The organism is Arthrobacter horti (genome assembly GCF_030731045.1).
GTDB classification, from domain to species: domain Bacteria; phylum Actinomycetota; class Actinomycetes; order Actinomycetales; family Micrococcaceae; genus Arthrobacter_E; species Arthrobacter_E nanjingensis.
The window spans coordinates 29,798-50,312 of the sequence record NZ_JAVALS010000016.1; the positions used below are offsets into that span (position 1 = coordinate 29,798).

Below are 20,515 nucleotides of genomic sequence, written 5' to 3' on the forward strand. Positions count from 1 at the left end.
CTCTCCCCGCGAAGTAGCAGCTCACGCCCGTATGACACGGTTTTCGGGGCGTGAGCTGCTACTTCGCGTTGAGGGGCACTCAGCCCAGCGCCCGAGGATGGGCCGCGGCGTAGACCTCGCGGAGCGTGTCCGCCGTGACCAAGGTGTAGATCTGCGTGGTGGTGACGGAGGCATGGCCCAGAAGCTCCTGCACCACCCGGACGTCCGCACCGCCCTCCAGCAGATGGGTGGCGAAGGAGTGCCGCAGGGTGTGCGGTGAGATCTCACGTTCGACGCCGGCCCGTTCGGCTGTCGCTTTGAGGATCGCCCAGGCGCTCTGCCGGCTGATCCGCCCGCCGCGCACGTTCAGGAACAGTGCGGGCGTCCCTTTCCCCTTGGCCGCGAGCGACGGTCTGCCCCGCACCAGATACGCCTCCAGTGCGCGGGCCGCATAGCTCCCCAGCGGCACGACTCGCTCCTTGGACCCCTTGCCGAACAGCCGTACCAGGGCCGGACCGTCGCCGTCGGGCTCCACGAGGGCCAGGTCGTCCACATCCAGCCCCACGGCCTCGCTGATGCGCGCACCGGTGGAGTAGAGGAACTCCAGGAGCGCCGCGTCACGGAGCCCGGCCGGGGTATCCGTGACGGCGGCCTGCAGGATCCGTTCCACCTCGGAGAACGGGATCGCCTTGGGCAGCCGCTTGCCGGGCATGGGCGGGCGCACCTCGTGCGCCGGATCGTGCAGGGTCAGGCCTTCGAGCGCCCAGAACTTGTGCAGCCCCCGCACCGCGACGATGGTGCGCGCCGCGGACCGCACTCCGAGCACGGAGCCGCCGTCCGCGCCGTCGTGCAATGCCTGGGCGAATGCGCTGACGTGCTCGCGCCCCACGCCCTCCGGGCGCTCAAGGCCCTGGGAGGCGAGGAACCGCGCGTAGCGGTCCAGGTCCCGCTCGTAGGACAGCAGCGTGTTGCGGGCCAGACCGCGTTCCACGGTCAAATGCTGGAGGTACTGCCGGATGGCGCGGTCGACGGCGGTGGGCTCCGGCACGTCCGGCTCCTGGTGGACGGCGCTCACCGGAGGCGCGGGTGGGCCGGCCACGGGGCGTCGGCAGGACGCAGTCCGGCCGATTCGAGTGCCAGGCCGTCCAGCGAGCCGCCCGCGCGGGCCACGGCGGCGTTCAATGCCAGGATGGCCGCCACGGCGGAGACGTTGTGCACCTCGCCGGCCAGGATCGCCGACACGGCATCGTCCAACGGGACCCAGGCGTATTCGAACTCGGCCTCCTCATCCGTGCGCACATGCCGCTCGGATTCCGGAACGGGGCTCAGCCCGGTGGCCACATAGGCGCGCAGGGCCTCGGAGGAGCCGCCCGGGGAATTGAAGAAGTCCACCAGCACGTGCCATTCGGCGGCCACCAGATCGGTCTCCTCCGCCAGCTCCCGGGCCGCAGCGGCCACCGGGTCCTCCCCCTCGACGTCCAGCAGCCCGGCCGGGATCTCCCAGAGGTCCATCCCCACGGGATGACGGTACTGCTTGAGCAACAGGATCCGCCCCTGGTCATCGACCGGGATCACCGCGACCGCTCCGGTGTGCTCCACGTAGTCCCGGACGATCGTGGGACCGCCCGGGCCGAGGGACACCGTGTCGGAGACGACGTTCCAGACGCGCCCCTCGAAGACCGTCCGGCGCTCCGTGACATCCCGCGGATGAAGGGTGTCCGCGAGGCGGGCCTCCGGTTGCCCCTGGACGTGATCCCCTGATGACCGGGTCATGATTCTCCTTACTCCCGTGGCTGATGCGGCCATTAACGACAATAGCGGCGCCCTGGATCGGACGCCGCCATTGGCGGTGCGGGGTCAGGCGCCGCGGAGTGCGGGTTTCAGGCCGCCAGCATCCGTGGACGGCTCCGCGCCGCACGCGGTGTGGCGAGCAGGAGGGAGATGATGGTGCAGCCCACGGCGATCAGAGCCAGCGGAAGGTCCAGGCCGTAGGCTGAAATCGCCACGGAAGGCAGGATGAACAGCACGACGGCGGCCACGGTCGCCGCTGCGGAGACATGGCTCCCGTCCGGTTCGGGGATGGGACGCTCCAGGCGCATGGTGCCCAGGGACACCAGCCAGACCACGGCGAACACCGCCACCATCAGGATTGGGCGGGTGAGCCACCAGGCGGCACTGCCCGGGGCCGGCATGGGCAGCGGCAACAGCAGCTGGAGCCCGGTCAGCGCCACGATGGCAGTGACATGCCAGAGGTAGATGGTCATCAGCCGGGACCCCGCGGCGAACACGACGGCCTGCACTCCACGACGCCGGACCAGTGCCTCCAGCGGCCGGCGCAGCAGTGTGAAGGCGGCCGCCTGGATCGGGGCCAGGACGGCGATGGGAGTGGTGGGCGGCCACTGGTTGCTGAGCATGCTGGGGGAATAGGAACCGAAGAAGACCAGCGCCCCGATGACGGAGAAGCCGACCACGATCAGCCCGGCGAGCTGCCACGAGGCGAGACGGGAGAACCAGCCGTCCTTGAGACAGAAGCCCAGCTGCTGGGCGAAGAGCCAGACGAAGGCGATGTTGGGAAGGCCGAAGAGCTCATCCCCCAGGCCGTAGCCGTCATGGTCGATCTTCCCCAGCCCCAGGGTCCAGATCCCGACCACCAGGCGGATGACATCCACCAGCAGGGCGGCGGCGAGGAGCACCGTGAGCGTCCGCCACGGGGCGCGCTCGTGCAGGAGGATCATCCACGGCGCCAGAGCCTGCACCAGCATGTATGCACCCAGGAACCACAGGACAGACCCCACAGGCACCTCCACCGCGCTCACCAGCTCCGGGTCGACGCCGAGGAGCTTCACCGTGATCAGCACCGCGGCCAGAAAGCAGTACAGCGGCAGGGCCGGGCGGGCCAGCCTCGCCAGGCGGGTTCGGACGAACCGCCCGGCAGACTCCCCTCTGGCCTGGGCCGATGACCAGCCGGTGCGGGCAGCGAAGCCCCCGACCACGAAGAACAGGGGCATGATCTCCGCGACCCAGGAGGCCGGGGCCACCCAGCGGGTCTGGTTCACGGGGTCTGCGAGAAGGATCGAGCCGTCCGGATTACGGCCCACACCGACCAGGACCAGGTGCACGAAGACGACCACCAGGACGCAGGCCACACGGGCCAGATCCAGGGTGAGGTCCCGGCCCGCCGGAACCCCGGGACGGGTGATCTGAGCGAGTGGCTGAGTCATGCGCTCAGCCTAATACTCCAATCGATTTATTAACAAGTGCCCGGACGCGGCGAAGGGCGGCGCTCCGGCTCGACGCCGGGACACCGCCCTCCGCTGGGGACCTACTTGGCCGCGGCCTTCACAGCCTTGGACTTGACCGCACCGGACTCGACCGCACCGGAGTGGGCCAGGGCGGCCTTGACCAGACCGGAGAACAGTGCGTGCGGGCGCGTCGGACGCGAGCTCAGCTCCGGGTGGGCCTGGGTGGCCACGTAGTACGGGTGCACCTCGCGCGGAAGCTCGACGAACTCCACGAGGTTGCCATCCGGGGAGGTCCCGGAGAACACCAGGCCGGCTTCCGCGATCTGCGGACGGAACTTGTTGTTCACCTCGTAGCGGTGACGGTGACGCTCGTCGACCTCGGTGGCTCCGTAGGTCTCGGCCACCACCGAGCCCTCGGCGAGCACGGCCGGGTAGAGGCCCAGGCGCATGGTGCCGCCCAGATCGCCCTTGCCATCCACGATGTCGACCTGCTCCGCCATGGTGGCGATGACCGGGTACGTGGAATCCGGCTCAAACTCGGAGGACGACGCGCCCTCCAGGCCCACCACATTGCGGGCGTACTCGATGACCATGCACTGCAGGCCCAGGCACAGGCCGAGGGCCGGCAAGCGGGTCTCACGGGCGAACTTCAGAGCACCGAGCTTGCCTTCCAGGCCGCGGATGCCGAAGCCGCCGGGCACACAGATGGCGTCCACGCCGGCCAGGGCCTTCTTGGCGCCGGCCTCGGTCTCGCAGGTGTCGGAGGGGACCCAGCGGATCTTGACCTTGGCGTCGTTGGCGAAACCGCCGGCGCGCAGGGCCTCCGTCACGGAGAGGTAGGCGTCCGGGAGGTCGATGTACTTGCCCACCAGGGCCACCTCGACCTCGTGCTTCGGGTTGTGCACGGCTTCCAGCAGACGGTCCCACTTGGTCCAGTCGACGTCCTTGAACGGCAGGTCCAGGGCGCGCACGATGTAGGAGTCCAGGCCCTGGGCGTGCAGGGTCTTGGGGATGTCGTAGATGCTGGGGGCGTCCGCCGCGTTGATGACCGCGTCCCGGTCCACATCGCACATGCGGCCGATCTTCTCGCGCATGGCGTCCGGCACCTCGCGGTCGGAACGGATCACGATGGCCTCGGGCTGGATGCCGATGGACCGCAGGGCGGCCACGGAGTGCTGCGTCGGCTTGGTCTTCAGCTCCTGGGACGGGCCGATGTACGGCACCAGGGAGACGTGCAGGAAGAACACGTTGCCACGGCCGATGTCCTGACGTACCTGGCGGGCCGCCTCGAGGAACGGCTGGGACTCGATGTCGCCCACCGTGCCGCCGATCTCGGTGATGATGACGTCCGGGCTGCCCTTGCCGTCCTTGGGCTCGGAGGGCAGGCGCATGCGGCGCTTGATCTCATCGGTGATGTGAGGGATGACCTGCACGGTGTCGCCCAGGTACTCGCCGCGACGCTCCTTGGCGATGACAGTGGAGTACACCTGGCCGGTGGTCACGTTGGCGGAACCGTCGAGGTTCTCATCGAGGAAGCGCTCGTAGTGTCCGATGTCGAGGTCGGTCTCGGCACCGTCATCCGTGACGAACACCTCACCGTGCTGGAACGGATTCATGGTTCCAGGATCGACGTTGAGGTACGGATCGAGCTTCTGCATGGTGACCGAGAGGCCACGGGCTCGGAGAAGATGTCCGAGGCTGGAAGCGGTCAGGCCCTTGCCGAGCGAAGAGGCCACGCCGCCGGTGACGAAGATCTGCTTGGTGACCTTGTCGGAGTCCTGGAAACGGGAATGAACACGGGAATTGGATCGCTGCACCACGGAATTCAAGCCTATCACTCTTTGCCTCTCTCAAGCGCGGGACGAGGCGGCGAACTGCCGCGCATCATCCAGCAGTTCCTGCGCGTGCGCACGCGCCGATTCCGAATCCTCCTGGCCCGCGAGCATGCGGGCCAGTTCCACCACGCGCGCCTCGCCGTCGAGCACTTCCACATCGCTCGAGGTGAAGCCGCTGTCAAGGCCGCCATCGGCGCCCCGCACACTGTTCTTGATCACACGGACATGCCGGTCCGCGAAGGCCGCCACCTGCGGCAGGTGTGTGACCACCAGCACCTGCACGTGCCGGGCCAGCATGGCCAGACGCCGCCCGATCTCGACGGCCGCGCGGCCGCCCACCCCGGCGTCGACCTCGTCGAAGACGAACGTGGGCACCGGGTCCACCTCGGCCAGCACCACCTCGATGGCGAGCATCACCCGGGACAGCTCACCGCCGGAGGCGCCCTTGCCCACCGGGCGGGCCGGCGCGCCCGCATGTGGCTGCAGGAGGATGGCGATCTGGTCGGCCCCGTGCGGGCCGGGCTCGGTCTCCTCCACCTTGACGTGCAGACGTGCATCGGGCATCGCAAGGGCCGCCAGTTCGGCGCTCACCCGGGAGGCGAGTTCGACGGCGGCATCGCTGCGGAGGCCGTGCAGCCCGGCGCCCAGCGTCAGAAGCTCCTCACGGCGGGCCTGGACTTCGGACTGCAGGGTCTCGATACGTTCGGAATCGCCCTCGAGTTCCTCGAGGCGGGTGCGGGACTCCTCGGCCCAGCTGAGGACCTCGTCGACGCTCGGCGCGTACTTGCGCACCAGCTTGGCCAGCTCCGCGCGCCGGGCCTCGAGGGCGGCGAGGTGCTCGGGTCCCTCGGTCTCCAGCCCGGAGGCGTAATGTGCCAGTTCCGAGGAGATGTCCTCCAGGAGCACCGACGCCTCCCCCACACGGATGGCCAGGGCTTCCAGGGCGCCGTCATGCTGGGATACCTGTTCCAGGGCACGCTGGGCCGTGGCGAGCAACTGGAGCGCGTCCCCGCTCTCCGCGTAGTCGTCGCCACTCAGCACGGCCTGCGCCGTACCGGCCGCAATGCGCAGCTGCTCCACATGAGCCAGCTTCACGGACTCGGCTTTGAGCCGCTCGTCCTCGCCCTCCTCCGGGGCGACGGCGTCGATCTCCTCCAGGGCGCTCTGCAGGGATTCGGCCTCACGGAGACGCTCGCGTTCCGCGGTGGTCAGCGCCTCGAGTTCCTGTTCGGCCGCCCGGCAGGCCCTGTAGCAGTCCTGGTAGGCGGCCAGGGCGTCACCCACGGCGGTGCCGCCGAACTTGTCCAGGGCCTCCCGCTGCGCGGCCGAGCTTTTGAGCCGGATCTGGTCGGTCTGCCCGTGGATCACCAGGAGCCGCTCCCCCACCTCCGCGAGCGCGCCGACGGGGGCCGAGCGGCCGCCCAGGTACGCACGGGAGCGGCCCTCCATGCTCACGCTGCGGGCCAGCAGAAGCTCCGTCCCGGCGTCGCTGTCCTCCGTCTCCGCGCCGGCCTCTTCGGCGCGTTCCAGCGCCGAGTGGCCGTGTGGCAGGAGAGCGGTGGCCTCCACGCTGGCGGCCCTGGCACCCACCCGCACCGCACCGGCGTCGGCCCGTGCGCCGAGCAGCAGCCCGACGGCCGTGACCACCATGGTCTTGCCCGCGCCGGTCTCGCCGGTGACCACGCTGAGCCCAGGACCGAGCGGCAGCCGGGCCTCCGAGATGACGCCGAGGTCCCTGATGCGGAGTTCTTCGATCATGCTGAGTTTTCGTCTCGCTTTCCCCGTGGTCCGGCCTGGGCCGTCACAGGTGTTTCGGGCTGGGCACCGGGGTGCTGGGCTTGGGCTGGTTGATGACGGGGACCGGCCCCGTGGGCTCGTTGCGTGACTGGTGCATGGGCCCCCGCCAGCCGCTGGTGGGGAGCTCGAATTTGCTCACCAGACGTGCCGAGAACGGCGTCTGGTGAGTCCGGGCGAGGCGCACGGGTTTGTCCGAACGGGTCACCTCGATGCGGGATCCGGGCGGCAGGTCGATCGAACGGCGGCCGTCACACCAGAGCACGCCATGCGCATCGGTCCGGGTGAGGACCTCGACGGCGAGACGCGAACGCGGCGACACCACAAGCGGCTTCGTGAACAGGGCGTGAGCGCTGATGGGAACCATGAGCAGGGCCTCCACCTCCGGCCACACCACGGGGCCGCCTGCGGAGAAGGCGTAGGCGGTGGAACCGGTGGGGGTCGCCATGACCACGCCGTCGCAGCCGAAGGACGTCAGGGGGCGTTCATCCACCTCCATGACCACCTCGAGCATGCGTTCCCGGTTGCCCTTCTCCAGGGACACCTCGTTCAGGGCCCAGGTGTGCCAGAGGCGCTGGCCCTTCACCCAGACCTGGATGTCGATGGTCATCCGCTCCTCGACCACATAGTCCCTGCGGGCGATCCAGCGGACGGTGTCCTTCAGATCCGCCCGCTCGCTCTCGGCGAGGAAGCCTACATGGCCCAGGTTCACCCCGAGCAGGGGGAGGTTCTGGTCCCGTACCATCTCCGCGGCGCGCAGGATGGTGCCGTCGCCGCCCAGGACCATGCCGAGTTCGACGTCCGGGAGCTCGCAGTCACTGCCCAGGACCTCCGCGGGCTCGTCCCGTTCTCCGAAGAACAGGGCCATGTCGGCCCGCTCCTCCGGGTCCATGACAGGAATCAACCCACTGGCGATCAGCTCGCGGCAGGCCTCGCGCGCGGCCTTGAGCGATTCCTCGCGGCCGGTGTGGGCGAGGACAAGGATCCGTCGGCTCATGCCTGCTCCTGTGGGGTGGGCCAGATGGCGGTCAGCAGCTCGGCCACCCGGGCTTCCGTCTCCGGTCCCGCGGTGGCCTCGTCTGTGTCGATCTTAGGGGTCCGGGCCGCCCGCGTCTCCGGTGCCGCGCCCGTTGGACGCGAGAGCCAGAGGAAGTATTCCTTATTACCGTCCTGCCCGGGCAAGGGGCTCTCTGCAAGACCTCTGAGGTCCAGCCCGGCCTGGACGGCGCTGGACGCCACCTTGCCCACGGCCTCGCGGCGCTGCATCTCACTGCTCACCACGCCGGTGCGGGACAGCCGCTCGCGGCCCACCTCGAACTGGGGCTTCACCATGAGGACCAGGTCTCCCCCGGGTTCCGTACAGGAGGCCAGGGGTCCCATCACCAGGGTGAGGGAGATGAAGGAGAGGTCCGCCACCGTGAGCGCCACCAGTCCCCCGATGGCGTCCGCCTCAAGGTAGCGGACGTTCATGCCCTCGAAGACGTGGACGCGGGGATCGTCGCGAAGCACCTGGACCAACTGGTCGTGCCCCACGTCCACAGCGGCGACCTCCCGGGCACCGGACCGCAGCAGCACGTCCGTGAAGCCGCCGGTCGAGGCCCCGGCGTCCAGGCACCGCCGGCCCTCCACCTGGACGTCAGGAAAGGCGTCCAGGGCCCCGCGCAGCTTGTGCCCCGCCCGGGAGACGTAATCGGTGAGGTCTGAGGACGCGACCGTCAGCTCGGCGTCCTCCGCCACGGGAAGGGAGGCCTTGGACAGCACCGTGCCGTGACTGCTCACCAAGCCGGCGGTAATCAGCTTGGCGGCCTCGGTCCGCGACCTCGCCAGGCCGCGCCGGGCCAGTTCCTGGTCCAGGCGCGCCATCAGGCCTGGACTCCCGGCACCAGGGGGCCGTCCAGCAGGGCGCTGAGCTGGTCGTGGACCGCGTCCAGAGCGGCCGGGTGCTCGTGCAACGGAGCCTCCTCCACGGCTTTCAGGGTCCGCAGGACCGCTTTCACTGCGGGATCCTGCACGCTGTCCTGGGCCTGGGCGGCGAGCTCGTCATCCATGTCCCCATCGTAATAGTCTCCTCCGACGGAGATCCGCCGTCGCTCAGGAGGAACTGGTCACGAGCCGGCCCTCCGCGCCCAGAGCAGTTCCGGGCTGGTCGCCGTGTCTTCGTCCGGATGTGCCGCCCACCAGGCGGCACACGCGGCACGCCAGCCGTCCAGCGAGTCCTCCACGGCGGTGACGGTGACGACGTTGCCGTCCACGGCCGCCGACGCCTCACCGACGCGCCACACGCCGTCGTCGTGCACGGTCTCAGGGTACGGCTCGTACAGCGCGCCCAAATCGGCGATCAGGTGCGTCGGGCGTTCCAGGGTGAGCGCATTGAGCGCGTCACGCGCCGTGTTGACCCCGGTCAGCACCAGGATCGTGGCGTAGCCGGCGCGGTTGCCGCCCAGGATGTCGGTGTCCAGACGATCGCCGACGACGGCGGGATGGGACGCGCCCAGCCGCGCGGCGGCTGCGTGGAAGAGCGGGACCTCGGGTTTGCCGGCCACGAGCGGCTCGGCGCCGGTGGCCGCCCGTACGGCAGCGACCAGGGTCCCATTGCCGGGTGCGATGCCGCGTGCCTGAGGGATGGAGAGATCCGTGTTGGTGGCCACCCAGAGGATGCCCGCCGCCACCGCGTAGGACGCCTCCGCGAGGTCCTTCCAGCCGAGTCCGGGGTCGAAGCCCTGGACCACGGCGACGGGCTCCTCGGCGGCCGACCACACGGGTTCCAGGCCCGCTGAGCGGACCTCGTCGGCCAGGGCCTCGCTGCCCGTGATGAGCACACGGGACCCGGCGGGGATCCGCTCCGCGAGCAGCCGTGCGGCCGCCTGCGGCGAGGTCACCACCTGCTCGGGGGTGGCCGGGGCGCCGAGCTCGCGGAGGTGCGCCGCGACCTGCTCCGGAGACCGGGAGGCGTTGTTGGTCACGTACGCCAGGCCCACTCCCCTCCCGGCGAGCGCCGAGAGAGCCTCGGTGGCGCCGGGGATGGCGGAGGGGCCGGCGTAGACCACGCCGTCCAGGTCGGAAAGGATCGCGTCGAACGCCTCGACGAGCCCGGTCACCCTCAGGCGTCCTGAGAGTCGTCCGTGCCGGGCGCTTCCTCAGCGGCGTCGGCTTCGACTTCGTGGAGGTCGTCGTCTTCATCCACGCCTTCGGCGGACTCGTCGTCGGGGTCCTCGGCGGACTCCACGTCATCTTCCTCAGGCGCCTCTTCTGCCGGCTCCTCGGTGGACTCGGCGTCGCGGCGCTCTTCGCGCTCCTCCTCGTCCTCGCCGGCCAGGTCGAAGATTTCCGGCTCGGCGTACTGACCGACGCCCAGGGCCTCTTCGGCGACGAGCGCCTGGCGGGCCCAGCGGGTGGCCTCGTCCTCACGGCCTGCGGCGACGAGCGCGTCAGCGTAAGCGCGGAAGAGACGCGGGCTGTAGGAGAAGGCCCGGTTGATGTCCAGCTGCGGGATCTCCAGCTCGGCCACGGCCGCGGCGAAGTCCTCCTTGTCGGCCTGGGCGCCGGAGGCCACGATGGCCAGCTCGACCTTGCCCGGAGCGTCCAGGTCCTGGGCGTCCTCGCTGCGGACCAGTTCCAGAGCCTTGTCCGGGCGGCCCAGGCCGCGCTCGGAGTCGGCCATGAGCGGCAGGTGCACATTGGAGCCGGAGATGCGGCGGAAGGTGCGGAACTCGCTGAGGGCCTCGGCGTAGTGGCCCGCGGTGTACGCCGTGATGGCGACGGCCTCGCGGACGGACGCCAGACGGCCAGCGCGGCGGCTTGCGGCGAGCGCGTGCTGGTAAGCCAGCTCGGCGTCCTCCTCCAGGTAACGGCCGGCCATCACGAGGTGCTGGGCGACGAACATGCCGTTGCGGCTCTCGAGGGAGCGGAGCTCACCCAGGGTGCCGCGGTCCAGCTCGCGACCGGTCACGTCCTCATCGATGTCCGGGGACTTGGGACGGTCGGGGCGGTTGGACGCGCGCAGATCGGCCGCGTTGATGTAACGGCCCTGGGAATCCTGGTTGCCGTAGCGGGGGGCGTCGTCGCGGCGCGGGCCGCGGTCGTCACGACGGCGGTCCTCACGGTCCCGGCCGTAGCCTTCGCGCTGGGGACGGTCGCCATAGGGGCGGCGGTCGCTGCCGTCGCGGTTGAACGGACGGCGCTCACCGCGGTCCTCCCAACGGCGCTCACCCTCACGCTGCGGACGGTCACCGAACGACTTCCGGTCACCGTAGGGACGACGGTCCCCGCCGTCCCGGTTGAACGGACGGCCCTCGCCGGACGAACGACGCTCACCAAAGGAGCCGCGGTCCTCGCGCTGCGGGCGGTCGTTGAACGGGCGGCGCTCACCGCGGTCTTCCCAGCGGCGCTCACCACCCTCACGCTGCGGGCGATCACCGAAAGGCTTGCGATCACCATAGGGACGACGGTCCCCGCCGTCCCGGTTGAACGGCTTACGCTCACCACGGTCCTCCCAACGGCGCTCACCACCCTCACGCTGAGGACGGTCACCGAAAGGCTTCCGCTCGCCGCCGTCGCGGTTGAACGGACGGCGCTCACCCTCACGCTGCGGACGGTCACCGAACGGCTTCCGGTCACCGTAGGGACGACGGTCCCCGCCGTCCCGGTTGAACGGGCGGCCCTCGCCGGACGAACGACGCTCACCAAAGGAGCCGCGGTCCTCGCGCTGCGGGCGGTCGTTGAACGGGCGGCGCTCGCCACGGTCTTCCCAGCGGCGCTCGCCACCCTCACGCTGCGGGCGATCACCGAAAGGCTTGCGGTCACCGTAGGGACGACGGTCCCCGCCGTCCCGGTTGAACGGCTTACGCTCACCACGGTCCTCCCAGCGGCGCTCACCACCCTCACGCTGAGGACGGTCACCGAAAGGCTTCCGCTCGCCGCCGTCGCGGTTGAACGGCTTGCGTTCGAAACCACCGCGACGGTCGCCGTCGCGTCCGTTGCGGTCGCCGAACGGCTTCCGGTTCCCCTGGGGACCGAAATTCCGCCCGCTGCGGCGGCCGCCGTCGTGCTCTGCCATGGTGGTTTCCTCCTCGCGTGAGCCGCATGCCGTGATGCGCTCATCGCTCTTAGCCTGGTGGGTTTCTCCCCGGGGACGCACCCCGGCACAATCCCTTCCATTCTAGGCGACGGACGGCCTGTGGGCGGCGCCACTCATCGCCCGGCCCGGACCCGGAAACGCCGGAGGACCGGCAGCGGTGCTGCCGGTCCTCCGAATGACGATGCGCGGACGTCAGTGAGTGCTCGCGGTCTGGTGCGCGGCCTCTTCGGCGCGCACTTCGGCAATCTCCTCGTCCTCCATCGTGATGGTGAGCGGACGGCGGAAGAAGCGGGTGATGGCCAGGAGCACGATCACACCGGCGGCCAGCCAGATCGCGCCGTACGTCAACGCGTCGGCGTGAAGGTTGACCCACAGCACACCGGTCAGGATCATGCCGATGACCGGCAGAACGAAGTTCATGAAGATCTGCTTCGGGGTGCGGGATTCCTTCTTCTTGAAACCGAACAGGATCATGACGGTGAGGTTCACCACCGTGAAGGCGATCAGAGCGCCGAAGTTGATCATCGAGGAGATGAACTCCAGGGAGAACGGGATCGCCAGCAGGGACACCGCGCCCACGAAGAGGATGGCGTAGAACGGGGTGCGGGTCTTCGGGTGGACGTAGCCGAAGAAACGGGAGAAGACACCGTTGCCGTTGCGGCCCATGACGTAGATCATGCGGGACACGGAGGCGTGGGAGGACAGGCTGGACGCGACGGCGGCGGCGAGAGACGCGGAGGTGAAGAGGATCTTGAAGAACTCCCCGCCCACCTTGAGCGCCATGTCCGGCAGCGTGTCATCGGTGTTCTGGAAGCCGTCCAGCGTGGGGAAGGTCGCCTGGCTGAACCATGCGGCCACGAAGAACACGGCACCGCCGATGAGCAGGGCCAGGACGATGGCCTTGGGAACGGTGTTGGCGTCCTTGGCCTCTTCCGAGTACATGGTGATGGCGTCGAATCCGATGAAGGAGAAGCAGACCACCGTTGCACCGGAGATCACGGCGCCCGTGTCCACGCCGTCGTGGAAGAAGGGCTGCGTGGTGAAGATGGTGCCATTGCCGGCGCCGCCTTGCAGAGCGTTCCAGGACAGAACCAGGAAGACACCGATCAGGATGACCGAGAAGATGACCAGCACGCCGTTGACCTTGGAGGTGCTGTTCATGCTCCAGAGGTTCAGCAGGGTGATGACTGCGACGTAGATGACCACCCAGATCCAGGTGGGGACGTCCGGGAAGAACGACTCCATGTAGATCCGGACGATGAGCGCGTTCACCAGCGGCAGCAGGAGGTAGTCCATGAGGGACGTCCAACCCACCAGGAAGCCGAGATTCGGGTGGATGGTCTCCGAAGCGTAGGTGTAGGCGGAACCCGAGGACGGGAACACCCGGGTCATACGGCCGTAGCTGATGGCGGTGAAGACCATGGCGACCAGTGCCACGAGGTAGGCGGTGGGGACGACGCCGTTGGTCTCCTGGGAGACGATGCCGAAGGTGTCGAAGACCGTGGTGAGCGTCATGTAGCCGATGCCGAGGCCGACGATCGACCACAGGCCGAGCGAGCGCTTGAGCCGGGGAGTGTTCTGGGACATCTGGGGAGTCTTTCTTTTGGGGAGGTCGGAGGCCCGGTGCCGGGGCCTCCGGCGGGTGTCCCGCGCCCCGCCCCGAGTGCCTCGGCCGATGGGCCTGGCGCTCGGGGCCGGATCGCTCCGGACACCCAGTGCGGCGCATTTGTGTTCTGCGCCACATCGAGACGATAGCGCTCAATCATCTGGAAGGGAAGGATTTTTTATGAATGTCGTTCAAAAATTACGCCGGACCGCTTTTCGTGACCTCGCTTGGGTTGATTCATCTAATGCTTGTCGATTCCATCCAGAGATCTGGAGCCGCGCAGCCCCTAGGGTGTGGCCCAGGACATCACCGCGCCACGGCGCCCGACGGAAGGCCACTCATGACCCTCGACGCCACGGCACGTCCCTTGGAAGGCCTCCTGGTGGCGGACTTCTCCCGGGTCCTCGCCGGCCCGCTGGCCAGCATGACGCTCGCGGACCTGGGCGCCCGGGTGGTCAAGGTGGAGCGGCCGGGCAGCGGGGACGACACCCGGAGCTGGGGACCGCCCTTCTCCCCCACCGGATCCACCTACTTCGAGAGCGTGAACCGCAACAAGGAATCCCTCTGCCTGGATCTCGGCGATCGGGACGACCTCGAGCTCGCCCGCGAGCTGGCCCGGCGCGCCGACGTCCTGATCGAGAACTTCAAACCCGGCGGCATGGACCGCCTGGGCCTCGGCTACGAACCTCTGGCCAGGGACAACCCCGGCCTGGTCTACGCCTCCATCACGGGATTCGGCAGCGCGGGCGGAGCCGGGCTCATGGGGTACGACTTCGTGGTCCAGGCATTGGGCGGGCTGATGAGCATCACGGGCGAGCCGGAGGGGCAGGCGATGAAGGCCGGCGTCGCGCTGGTGGACGTGCTGACGGCCAAGGACGCGACGATCGGAATCCTCGCGGCCCTCCAGGCCCGGGAGGGCCACGGCAGGGGCGCCCGTCTGGAGGTCAACCTCCTCTCCAGCCTGCAGGGCGCGCTGGCGAACCAGGCGCAGGCGTACCTGGGTGCCGGAGTAATCCCTGGACGCATGGGCAACGACCACCCGTCGATCGCCCCGTACCAGCTTCTGACCTGCGCCGATGGCCCCCTTGCGGTCGCCTGCGGCAATGACGGCCAGTTCGGGCGCCTCACGGAAGTCCTCGGACTGCCGCTGTTGGCCACAGACGAACGCTTCGCCACGAACCGGGACCGCGTCCGGAACCGGGTGGAACTCACGGCCCGTCTTGAGGAGGCCCTCTCGCGGGACACTGCCAGGAACTGGCAGGACGCATTGGTGGGCGCCGGAGTCCCCGCCGGGCAGGTCGGCTCGATCGCCGACGGCCTGGCATACGCCGAGGAACTCGGGCTCGAGCCGTGCATCGAGGTCCGCTCCGCTGACGGCTCCGTCACCGGCCGCCAGGTCCGGCATCCGGTCACGTGGACCCCCGCGTTCCCGGCACGGACCCAGGCCCCTCCCCTTCTGGGGCAGCACAGCGAAGACCTGTGCACCTGGTTGACCGGCCCGGCCTGAATTCAGGCTCGCCGCAGCGCGAGCCAGAGGTTCGCCGCGATGTCAGGATCGTCCGGATCCGCGTCGAGGAGACGGGCGGCGATCGCCATCCGGTGCCGCAGGGAGTTCCTGTGGATCCCCAGCTCACGCGCGGCCGATTCCCAGTGGCCCCGGTGCCGCAGGTAGACGCGCACGGTCCCGGGAAGATCCGCCCGGTCGTGGCTCCGCAGGGCCGCGATCCAGGCGTCCGCCCGAGGGTCCAGCGGGCTGAGCGGCGGGGACTGTACGGCACCCCAGGTGGCCGCCGGGAGGAACGCGCGCAGCTGCACCAGCTGCTCGGGCAGCTGCGCCAACGCGACCGGCGGGCTGAGAGCCGCACGCACGTTCTGCGTCCGGCCCTCATCGGAGTGCACGACGACGGCGCCGCCATCCCAGCCCTGTGGCACCGCAGGAGTCTGCCCGCCGTCGTCGTCGCCTTCCTCCCGCAGCAGCAGCACCAGCCGGGCGCCGTCCGCGCAGCGTGCCACCGCGACGCCCGGGCGCCCGTCAGTGTCGCGTCCCAAGGACCCGAGCAGTGCCGACGCCTCCCGTAGCGGGGTGCCCTCCGGAACGCCCTCGAGGAGTGCCAGGCGGACGCGATCGCCGGGCAGCCCGATGCCGAGCTCCTCGGCCAGGAGCCGCGCGGGTTCGGCATGCCCGCCGAGGAGCAGACGAAGCACGGCGGAGTGCAGCAGCTCTGCACGTTCCTCGGCCTCGCTGTCCTGCTGTGCCTTGAGCGAGAGAAGGACGCAGACGGTCTGGATGACCTGGCGGTCGGCACGCGTGAGCGTCCGGCCGGCACCGATCGCGAGCACACCGACGATGCGCTGGCCCACCAGGATCGGGTGCTCCACGACATCCGCTCCGTGGACCTGGAAGGTGGCGGCCGAGTGCAGGCTGCTCATCCGCAGCCGGGCCGTCTCCTGCCGGAGCAGTGGCAGGAAGGGGGCCGCGCTGGGCGGCCAGTATGTCGGTTCGCCGGCGTCCTGGGGCAGGTACGCGGCCCATCCTCCCAGCGCCTGCGCCAGGGCCCGGACCACGGACCGGAGGGCGTCAGGCCGGGTGGCCGCCCGGGCCAGGGCTGTCTGGGTGCCCAGACTGGCCACCAGATCCGACTGGCCGAGCCTGGCCACCAGGTCCCAGTACGCCCGGGAGATGTCCATGAACGGCACCCCGTCCGGGACCACCAGGAGAGCCACGCCGGATCCCGCGCAGGCCTCCCGCAGCGCCTCCGGGACATCGTCGATGCCCGCGCCGAGTCCCAGGCCCAGGGCGGTGATGCCGCGTGCGGCGATCCGTGAGACGTAATCCCTGGTCCGCTCACGGGTACCCCGGACGGGGATGCCCGTGGTCAGCAGCAGCTCCCCGCCTTCCAGGTAGGGGGTGGGGTCCTCCAGCTCAGAGATGTGGACTCCTGTGACGCTCTGAGCGGCCGGCGGCCTCCCGTCCAGGGTCCGGAGCCGGTCTCCCACCTGATGCTGGAGCTGAGCAAGGCTGATCATGGGCGCTCTCCGCGTGTCCTCCGGCGCCGCCGGGAATGGTCATTTCAACCACAGTTGATCTCATCCAAGTCGGATTGTCCAATGTCTGTGTTCCAGCGGCTGGATAGCGTGATCCCATGACCCCCGCCACACCCATCGGAGAGAACGTGAGCATCTACGACCTGGTCGACCTCGATTCCCTATTCACCCCCGAGGAGCTGGCCTTCCGTGACAGCGTCCGTGAGTTCGTGGACCGGCGCATCCGCCCTGACATCGCCCGCTGGTACGAGGACGCAGTCTTCCCCGTGGAGATCGTCCCGGAGATGGCCCGGCTGGGCCTGCTCGGCATGCACCTGAAAGGCTACGGCTGCCCCGGACGCTCCGCCGTGGAGTACGGGCTGGCGGCGCTGGAGCTCGAGGCCGGCGACTCGGGCCTGCGCACCTTCGTCAGCGTCCAGGGCTCGCTCGCCATGAGCGCCATCCACAAGCACGGCAGCGAGGAACAGAAGAACGCCTACCTGCCGCGCATGGCGGCCGGCGAGGTCATCGGCTGCTTCGGCCTGACCGAGCCCACTGCCGGCTCCGACCCTGGCAGCATGAAGACCTTCGCCCGCCAGGAGGGCGACGAATGGGTCATCAACGGTTCCAAGCGGTGGATCGGTCTCGCTTCGATCGCCCAGATCGCGATCATCTGGGCCATGACGGACGACGGCGTCCGCGGTTTCATCGTCCCCACGGACACCCCGGGCTTCCGGGCCACCCCCATCGAGCCCAAGCTCTCCATGCGCGCCTCCATCCAGTGCGACATCGAGCTCGCCGAGGTCCGGCTTCCGGCCACCGCTCTCCTGCCCGGGGCCAAGGGCCTGCGCGGTCCGTTCGAATGCCTCAATGAGGCCCGCTACGGGATCGTCTGGGGCGCCATGGGCGCGGCCCGGGACAGCTACTTCGCGGCCCTCGAGTACTCCCAGGAGCGCCTCCAGTTCGGCAAGCCGCTGGCCGGCTACCAGCTGACCCAGGAGAAGCTGGTCAACATGGCTCTGGAGATCAACAAAGGCCTCCTGCTCGCCGTGCAGCTGGGCCGGCTCAAGGACGCCGGACGCCTGGAGCCGCACCAGATCTCCGTGGGCAAGCTCAACAACTGCCGCGAGGCCATCCGGATCTGCCGCGACGCTCGCACCGTGCTGGGCGGCAACGGCATCACCCTGGACCACTCCCCACTGCGCCACGCGAACAACCTGGAGTCCGTCCGCACCTACGAGGGCACCGACGAGGTGCACACCCTGGTGCTCGGCAACCACATCACCGGCGTCCCCGCCTTCCGCTGAGGAGCACCGTGACCATCGAACTCAAGAGCCTCATCGGCGGCCGCTGGACGGAGGGGACCGGAGCGCTCCTGGAAAGCCGCAGTCCGGCAGCCCCCGGCGTCGTCGTCGCCCAGGGCCGCCAGGCCGGACCGGAGCAACTGCTCGACGCCGTCGCTGCCGCCCGCGCCGCGGCCCGTGGCTGGGCACGTACGCCCGCCCACGAGCGGGGAGCAGTGCTGCTGCGTGCCGCCGCCATCATCGAAGAGCACGCCGGAGTGTGGGGCGAAGAGCTCTCCCGCGAGGAAGGAAAGACGCTGCCCGAGGGCACCGGCGAGGTGCTCCGCGCCGCTCAGGTCCTGCGTTACCAAGCCGGCGAAGGTGACCGCGAGGCGGGCACCGTCCATCACTCCCCGCGGGCCGGGGAGCAGATCCTGGTGACGCGCAAGCCGCTCGGCGTGGTCGCAGTCGTCACGCCGTTCAACTTCCCCATTGCGATCCCGGCGTGGAAGATCGCCCCCGCACTGGTCCACGGCAACACCGTGGTCTGGAAGCCGGCCAGCACGGTTCCGCTGCTCGCGATGCGCCTGGCGCAGGCGTTGCACGACGCCGGTCTGCCGGACGGTGTGCTCAACCTGGTGATCGGCTCCGGCGCGCTGGGCGACGCGCTGGTGGACCACCCGGACGTCGACGGGCTGACCTTCACCGGATCGACCGGCGTCGGCCGTGCCCTGGCCGGCCGCGCCGCCGCCCGGGGCGTCCCGGTCCAAGCCGAGATGGGCGGCAAGAACGCCGCCGTCGTCCTGGCCGACGCTGACCTGGACCTCGCACTCGAACAGGTCCTGCTGGGGGCGTTCCGCTCGAGTGGGCAGAAGTGCACCGCCACGTCCCGCCTGGTGGTCGAGGAGCCCGTGGCGGACGAATTCCTGCGCCATCTGGCGGAGCGCGTCAGCGCGCTCCGCCTTGGCGATCCGCTGGAATCCGGCGTCGACCTCGGCCCGGTCATCTCCGCGACGGCCCGCGATGGCATCCTGAAAGCCGTGCGGGACGGGATCGACGACGGCGCGCGGCTGCTCTGCGGCGGCCCCGACGCCGCGGTTCCCACGGGGGGTCACTTCGTGGCGCCCACCGTGGTGGAGCTCGACGGGGAAGCACCTCTCTGGCGGGACGAACTGTTCGGCCCGGTGCTGGCCGTGCGGCGTGCGGCCACAGTCGAGGAGGCGTTCGCCCTGGCGGAGGACTCGGAGTTCGGTCTCTCGGCAGCACTGTTCACTCAGGACCTCACCCTGGCCCTGGAAGCCATGGAAGGACTCGATGTGGGCGTCCTTCACGTCAACTCGGAATCCGCCGGCGCGGATCCACACGTTCCCTTCGGCGGGGCGAAGAAGAGTGGTTACGGGCCCAAGGAGCAGGGTCAGGCGGCGCGCGAGTTCTTCACGCACACCACCACCGTGTATCTGCGTGGCGGGAAGACACGTCCGTGACGGCCGGCGGACGCAGGATCCTGGTGGTCGGCGCGGGCGCCATGGGGTCTCAGATCGCGATGCTGTGCGCGCTGGCCGGCCACCGCACCGAGATCTTCGACGTCTCCGCAGACGCGTACGACGCCGCGCTGGCGGCTCTGCGCGGACGCGTCGAGCGGATGGTGGTCAAGGGGCGGCTGACGGACGCCGAGGCTGACGAGGCATTCTCGCGGCTGGCCTTCGTGCCGCTCCTGGAGGATGGCGCCGCCACGGCAGACCTGGTCGTTGAGGCGGCCACAGAACGCCTGGACGTGAAGCGGGACATCTTCACCCGGCTCGGCGCTGCCGCGCCGGCCCATGCGGTCCTCACCACCAACTCGTCCACGCTCGCCTCCTCCCGTCTGGCGGAGGCTAGCGGACGGCCTGACCGGCTGTGCAATATGCATTTCTTCAATCCTGCGCTGCAGATGGCATGCGTGGAGGTGGTGAGGAACCCGGAGACTTCGGATGACACGGTGGACACCGTTCTGGCGCTGGCACGCGAACTGGGAAAGCAGCCTGTCCTGGTCCAGCGGGAAGTCCCAGGGTTCATCGCGAACCGCCTCATGGGGGCAGTGCAGAAGGAGGCCCTCGCCCTGTACGCGGAGGGCGTGGCGAGCTTCGAGGACATCGACGCGACTGCCCGTGGGGCGCTGAACCACCCGATGGGCCCCTTCGAGCTGATGGACCTGGTGGGACTGGACGTCACGCAGTTCATCGCGGAGGCGATCTTTGCCGAGACCGGCGCGCCGGAGGACGCGCCCTCTCCCCTGGTCGGCCGGCTGGTCGATCACGGAAAGCTCGGGCGGAAGTCCGGTGAAGGCTGGTACCGCTACGGCTGACGGGCCGGAATCAAAAAGCCCGGAATGAGGAAGGCCCTGAGATGCGCATCTCAGGGCCTTCCTCATTCCTGGCGGACCCCCGGTTTCCGGCGGGTGCTGCCCTTCGGTGTTCGTGACGGGTCTGTGTGGCTTTGCCGGGCGGGTCGTGTTCCGGGTGTTAAATGCGGGAGGCCCCCGGGCGTCGTTGCCTGGGGGGCCTTCCGTTCTAGGTTGTGTCCGGCGGTGTCCTACTCTCCCACACTCTCTCGGGTGCAGTACCATCGGCGCTGTGGGTCTTAGCTTCCGGGTTCGGAATGGGACCGGGCGTTTCCCCCACGCTATGACCGCCGTA

The 20,515-nt window shown here is 69.5% G+C and carries 16 protein-coding genes and 1 rRNA gene; 4 read left to right on the forward strand and 13 right to left on the reverse strand.

From position 1 onward, the window contains the following. Positions 1-79: 79 nt before the first annotated feature. From xerD to Q9R02_RS15215, 11 genes are all read right to left on the reverse strand, one after another. A complete protein-coding gene (gene xerD / locus Q9R02_RS15165) occupies positions 80-1,027 on the reverse strand; it encodes a site-specific tyrosine recombinase XerD (protein ID WP_342006940.1) in 948 nt (315 codons plus the stop codon). A gap of 23 nt (positions 1,028-1,050) precedes the next feature. Next, the gene (locus Q9R02_RS15170) at positions 1,051-1,752 is read right to left on the reverse strand and encodes an NUDIX domain-containing protein (RefSeq protein ID WP_305997547.1); all 702 of its coding nucleotides are present in this window, start codon (positions 1,750-1,752) and stop codon (positions 1,051-1,053) included. A gap of 107 nt (positions 1,753-1,859) precedes the next feature. After that, positions 1,860-3,200 (reverse strand): acyltransferase family protein, encoded by a 1,341-nt coding sequence (locus tag Q9R02_RS15175; protein ID WP_305997548.1) that lies wholly within the window; start codon positions 3,198-3,200, stop codon positions 1,860-1,862. Positions 3,201-3,301: 101 nt separating this feature from the next. Continuing rightward, positions 3,302-5,059, reverse strand: coding sequence for a CTP synthase (gene pyrG, locus Q9R02_RS15180; RefSeq protein WP_305997549.1), 1,758 nt, complete (start codon positions 5,057-5,059; stop codon positions 3,302-3,304). Between the two features lie 12 nt (positions 5,060-5,071). Next, entirely contained in the window at positions 5,072-6,814 is a 1,743-nt protein-coding gene (gene recN, locus Q9R02_RS15185) for a DNA repair protein RecN (RefSeq protein WP_305997550.1), read from the reverse strand. Positions 6,815-6,857: 43 nt separating this feature from the next. Continuing rightward, on the reverse strand, positions 6,858-7,847 hold the full coding sequence (locus Q9R02_RS15190; protein WP_305997551.1) for an NAD kinase: 990 nt from the start codon (positions 7,845-7,847) through the stop codon (positions 6,858-6,860). Next, on the reverse strand, positions 7,844-8,713 hold the full coding sequence (locus tag Q9R02_RS15195; RefSeq protein ID WP_305997552.1) for a TlyA family RNA methyltransferase: 870 nt from the start codon (positions 8,711-8,713) through the stop codon (positions 7,844-7,846). The genes Q9R02_RS15190 and Q9R02_RS15195 overlap by 4 nt, the downstream gene beginning before the upstream one ends. After that, complete coding sequence (locus tag Q9R02_RS15200) at positions 8,713-8,898, reverse strand: hypothetical protein (RefSeq protein ID WP_305997553.1); 186 nt, start codon at positions 8,896-8,898, stop codon at positions 8,713-8,715. Before Q9R02_RS15200 ends, Q9R02_RS15195 begins: the two co-directional genes overlap by 1 nt. 57 nt (positions 8,899-8,955) lie before the next feature. Next, positions 8,956-9,954 carry an HAD-IIA family hydrolase gene (locus Q9R02_RS15205; RefSeq protein ID WP_305997563.1) on the reverse strand — a complete coding sequence of 333 codons (999 nt, stop codon included), beginning with the start codon at positions 9,952-9,954 and terminating at the stop codon, positions 8,956-8,958. Continuing rightward, the gene (locus Q9R02_RS15210; RefSeq protein ID WP_305997554.1) at positions 9,951-11,906 is read right to left on the reverse strand and encodes a hypothetical protein; all 1,956 of its coding nucleotides are present in this window, start codon (positions 11,904-11,906) and stop codon (positions 9,951-9,953) included. The genes Q9R02_RS15205 and Q9R02_RS15210 overlap by 4 nt, the downstream gene beginning before the upstream one ends. 213 nt (positions 11,907-12,119) lie before the next feature. Then, positions 12,120-13,514 carry an APC family permease gene (locus Q9R02_RS15215; protein ID WP_305997555.1) on the reverse strand — a complete coding sequence of 465 codons (1,395 nt, stop codon included), beginning with the start codon at positions 13,512-13,514 and terminating at the stop codon, positions 12,120-12,122. Positions 13,515-13,873: 359 nt separating this feature from the next. On the opposite strand from Q9R02_RS15215, the gene Q9R02_RS15220 reads away from it, so the two are divergent. After that, on the forward strand, positions 13,874-15,040 hold the full coding sequence (locus Q9R02_RS15220) for a CaiB/BaiF CoA transferase family protein (protein WP_305997556.1): 1,167 nt from the start codon (positions 13,874-13,876) through the stop codon (positions 15,038-15,040). 2 nt (positions 15,041-15,042) lie between these two features. Here the strand turns inward: Q9R02_RS15220 and Q9R02_RS15225 are convergent, their stop codons facing one another. Then, positions 15,043-16,560 (reverse strand): PucR family transcriptional regulator, encoded by a 1,518-nt coding sequence (locus tag Q9R02_RS15225; protein ID WP_305997557.1) that lies wholly within the window; start codon positions 16,558-16,560, stop codon positions 15,043-15,045. 116 nt (positions 16,561-16,676) lie between these two features. Here Q9R02_RS15225 and Q9R02_RS15230 point away from each other — a divergent pair, with 116 nt between their 5' ends. The 3 genes from Q9R02_RS15230 to Q9R02_RS15240 are packed head-to-tail and all read left to right on the forward strand — an operon-like array spanning position 16,677 to position 20,184. After that, positions 16,677-17,864 (forward strand): acyl-CoA dehydrogenase family protein, encoded by a 1,188-nt coding sequence (locus Q9R02_RS15230; protein ID WP_305997558.1) that lies wholly within the window; start codon positions 16,677-16,679, stop codon positions 17,862-17,864. Positions 17,865-17,872: 8 nt separating this feature from the next. Beyond that, a complete protein-coding gene (locus Q9R02_RS15235) occupies positions 17,873-19,324 on the forward strand; it encodes an aldehyde dehydrogenase family protein (protein WP_305997559.1) in 1,452 nt (483 codons plus the stop codon). After that, on the forward strand, positions 19,321-20,184 hold the full coding sequence (locus Q9R02_RS15240; RefSeq protein WP_305997560.1) for a 3-hydroxyacyl-CoA dehydrogenase family protein: 864 nt from the start codon (positions 19,321-19,323) through the stop codon (positions 20,182-20,184). The genes Q9R02_RS15235 and Q9R02_RS15240 overlap by 4 nt, the downstream gene beginning before the upstream one ends. A gap of 214 nt (positions 20,185-20,398) precedes the next feature. Here Q9R02_RS15240 and rrf read toward each other — a convergent pair. Beyond that, a 5S ribosomal RNA gene (gene rrf, locus Q9R02_RS15245) occupies positions 20,399-20,515 on the reverse strand.

What these genes read in the sequence shown, in the direction of transcription:
- Q9R02_RS15170 (WP_305997547.1), bottom strand. Translation starts at nt 1,752, where the DNA reads ATGACCCGGTCATCAGGGGATCACGTCCAGGGGCAACCGGAGGCCCGC.
- Q9R02_RS15175 (WP_305997548.1), bottom strand. Translation starts at nt 3,200, where the DNA reads ATGACTCAGCCACTCGCTCAGATCACCCGTCCCGGGGTTCCGGCGGGC.
- recN (WP_305997550.1), bottom strand. Translation starts at nt 6,814, where the DNA reads ATGATCGAAGAACTCCGCATCAGGGACCTCGGCGTCATCTCGGAGGCC.
- Q9R02_RS15190 (WP_305997551.1), bottom strand. Translation starts at nt 7,847, where the DNA reads ATGAGCCGACGGATCCTTGTCCTCGCCCACACCGGCCGCGAGGAATCG.
- Q9R02_RS15195 (WP_305997552.1), bottom strand. Translation starts at nt 8,713, where the DNA reads ATGGCGCGCCTGGACCAGGAACTGGCCCGGCGCGGCCTGGCGAGGTCG.
- Q9R02_RS15200 (WP_305997553.1), bottom strand. Translation starts at nt 8,898, where the DNA reads ATGGATGACGAGCTCGCCGCCCAGGCCCAGGACAGCGTGCAGGATCCC.
- Q9R02_RS15210 (WP_305997554.1), bottom strand. Translation starts at nt 11,906, where the DNA reads ATGGCAGAGCACGACGGCGGCCGCCGCAGCGGGCGGAATTTCGGTCCC.
- Q9R02_RS15215 (WP_305997555.1), bottom strand. Translation starts at nt 13,514, where the DNA reads ATGTCCCAGAACACTCCCCGGCTCAAGCGCTCGCTCGGCCTGTGGTCG.
- Q9R02_RS15220 (WP_305997556.1), top strand. Translation starts at nt 13,874, where the DNA reads ATGACCCTCGACGCCACGGCACGTCCCTTGGAAGGCCTCCTGGTGGCG.
- Q9R02_RS15225 (WP_305997557.1), bottom strand. Translation starts at nt 16,560, where the DNA reads ATGATCAGCCTTGCTCAGCTCCAGCATCAGGTGGGAGACCGGCTCCGG.
- Q9R02_RS15230 (WP_305997558.1), top strand. Translation starts at nt 16,677, where the DNA reads ATGACCCCCGCCACACCCATCGGAGAGAACGTGAGCATCTACGACCTG.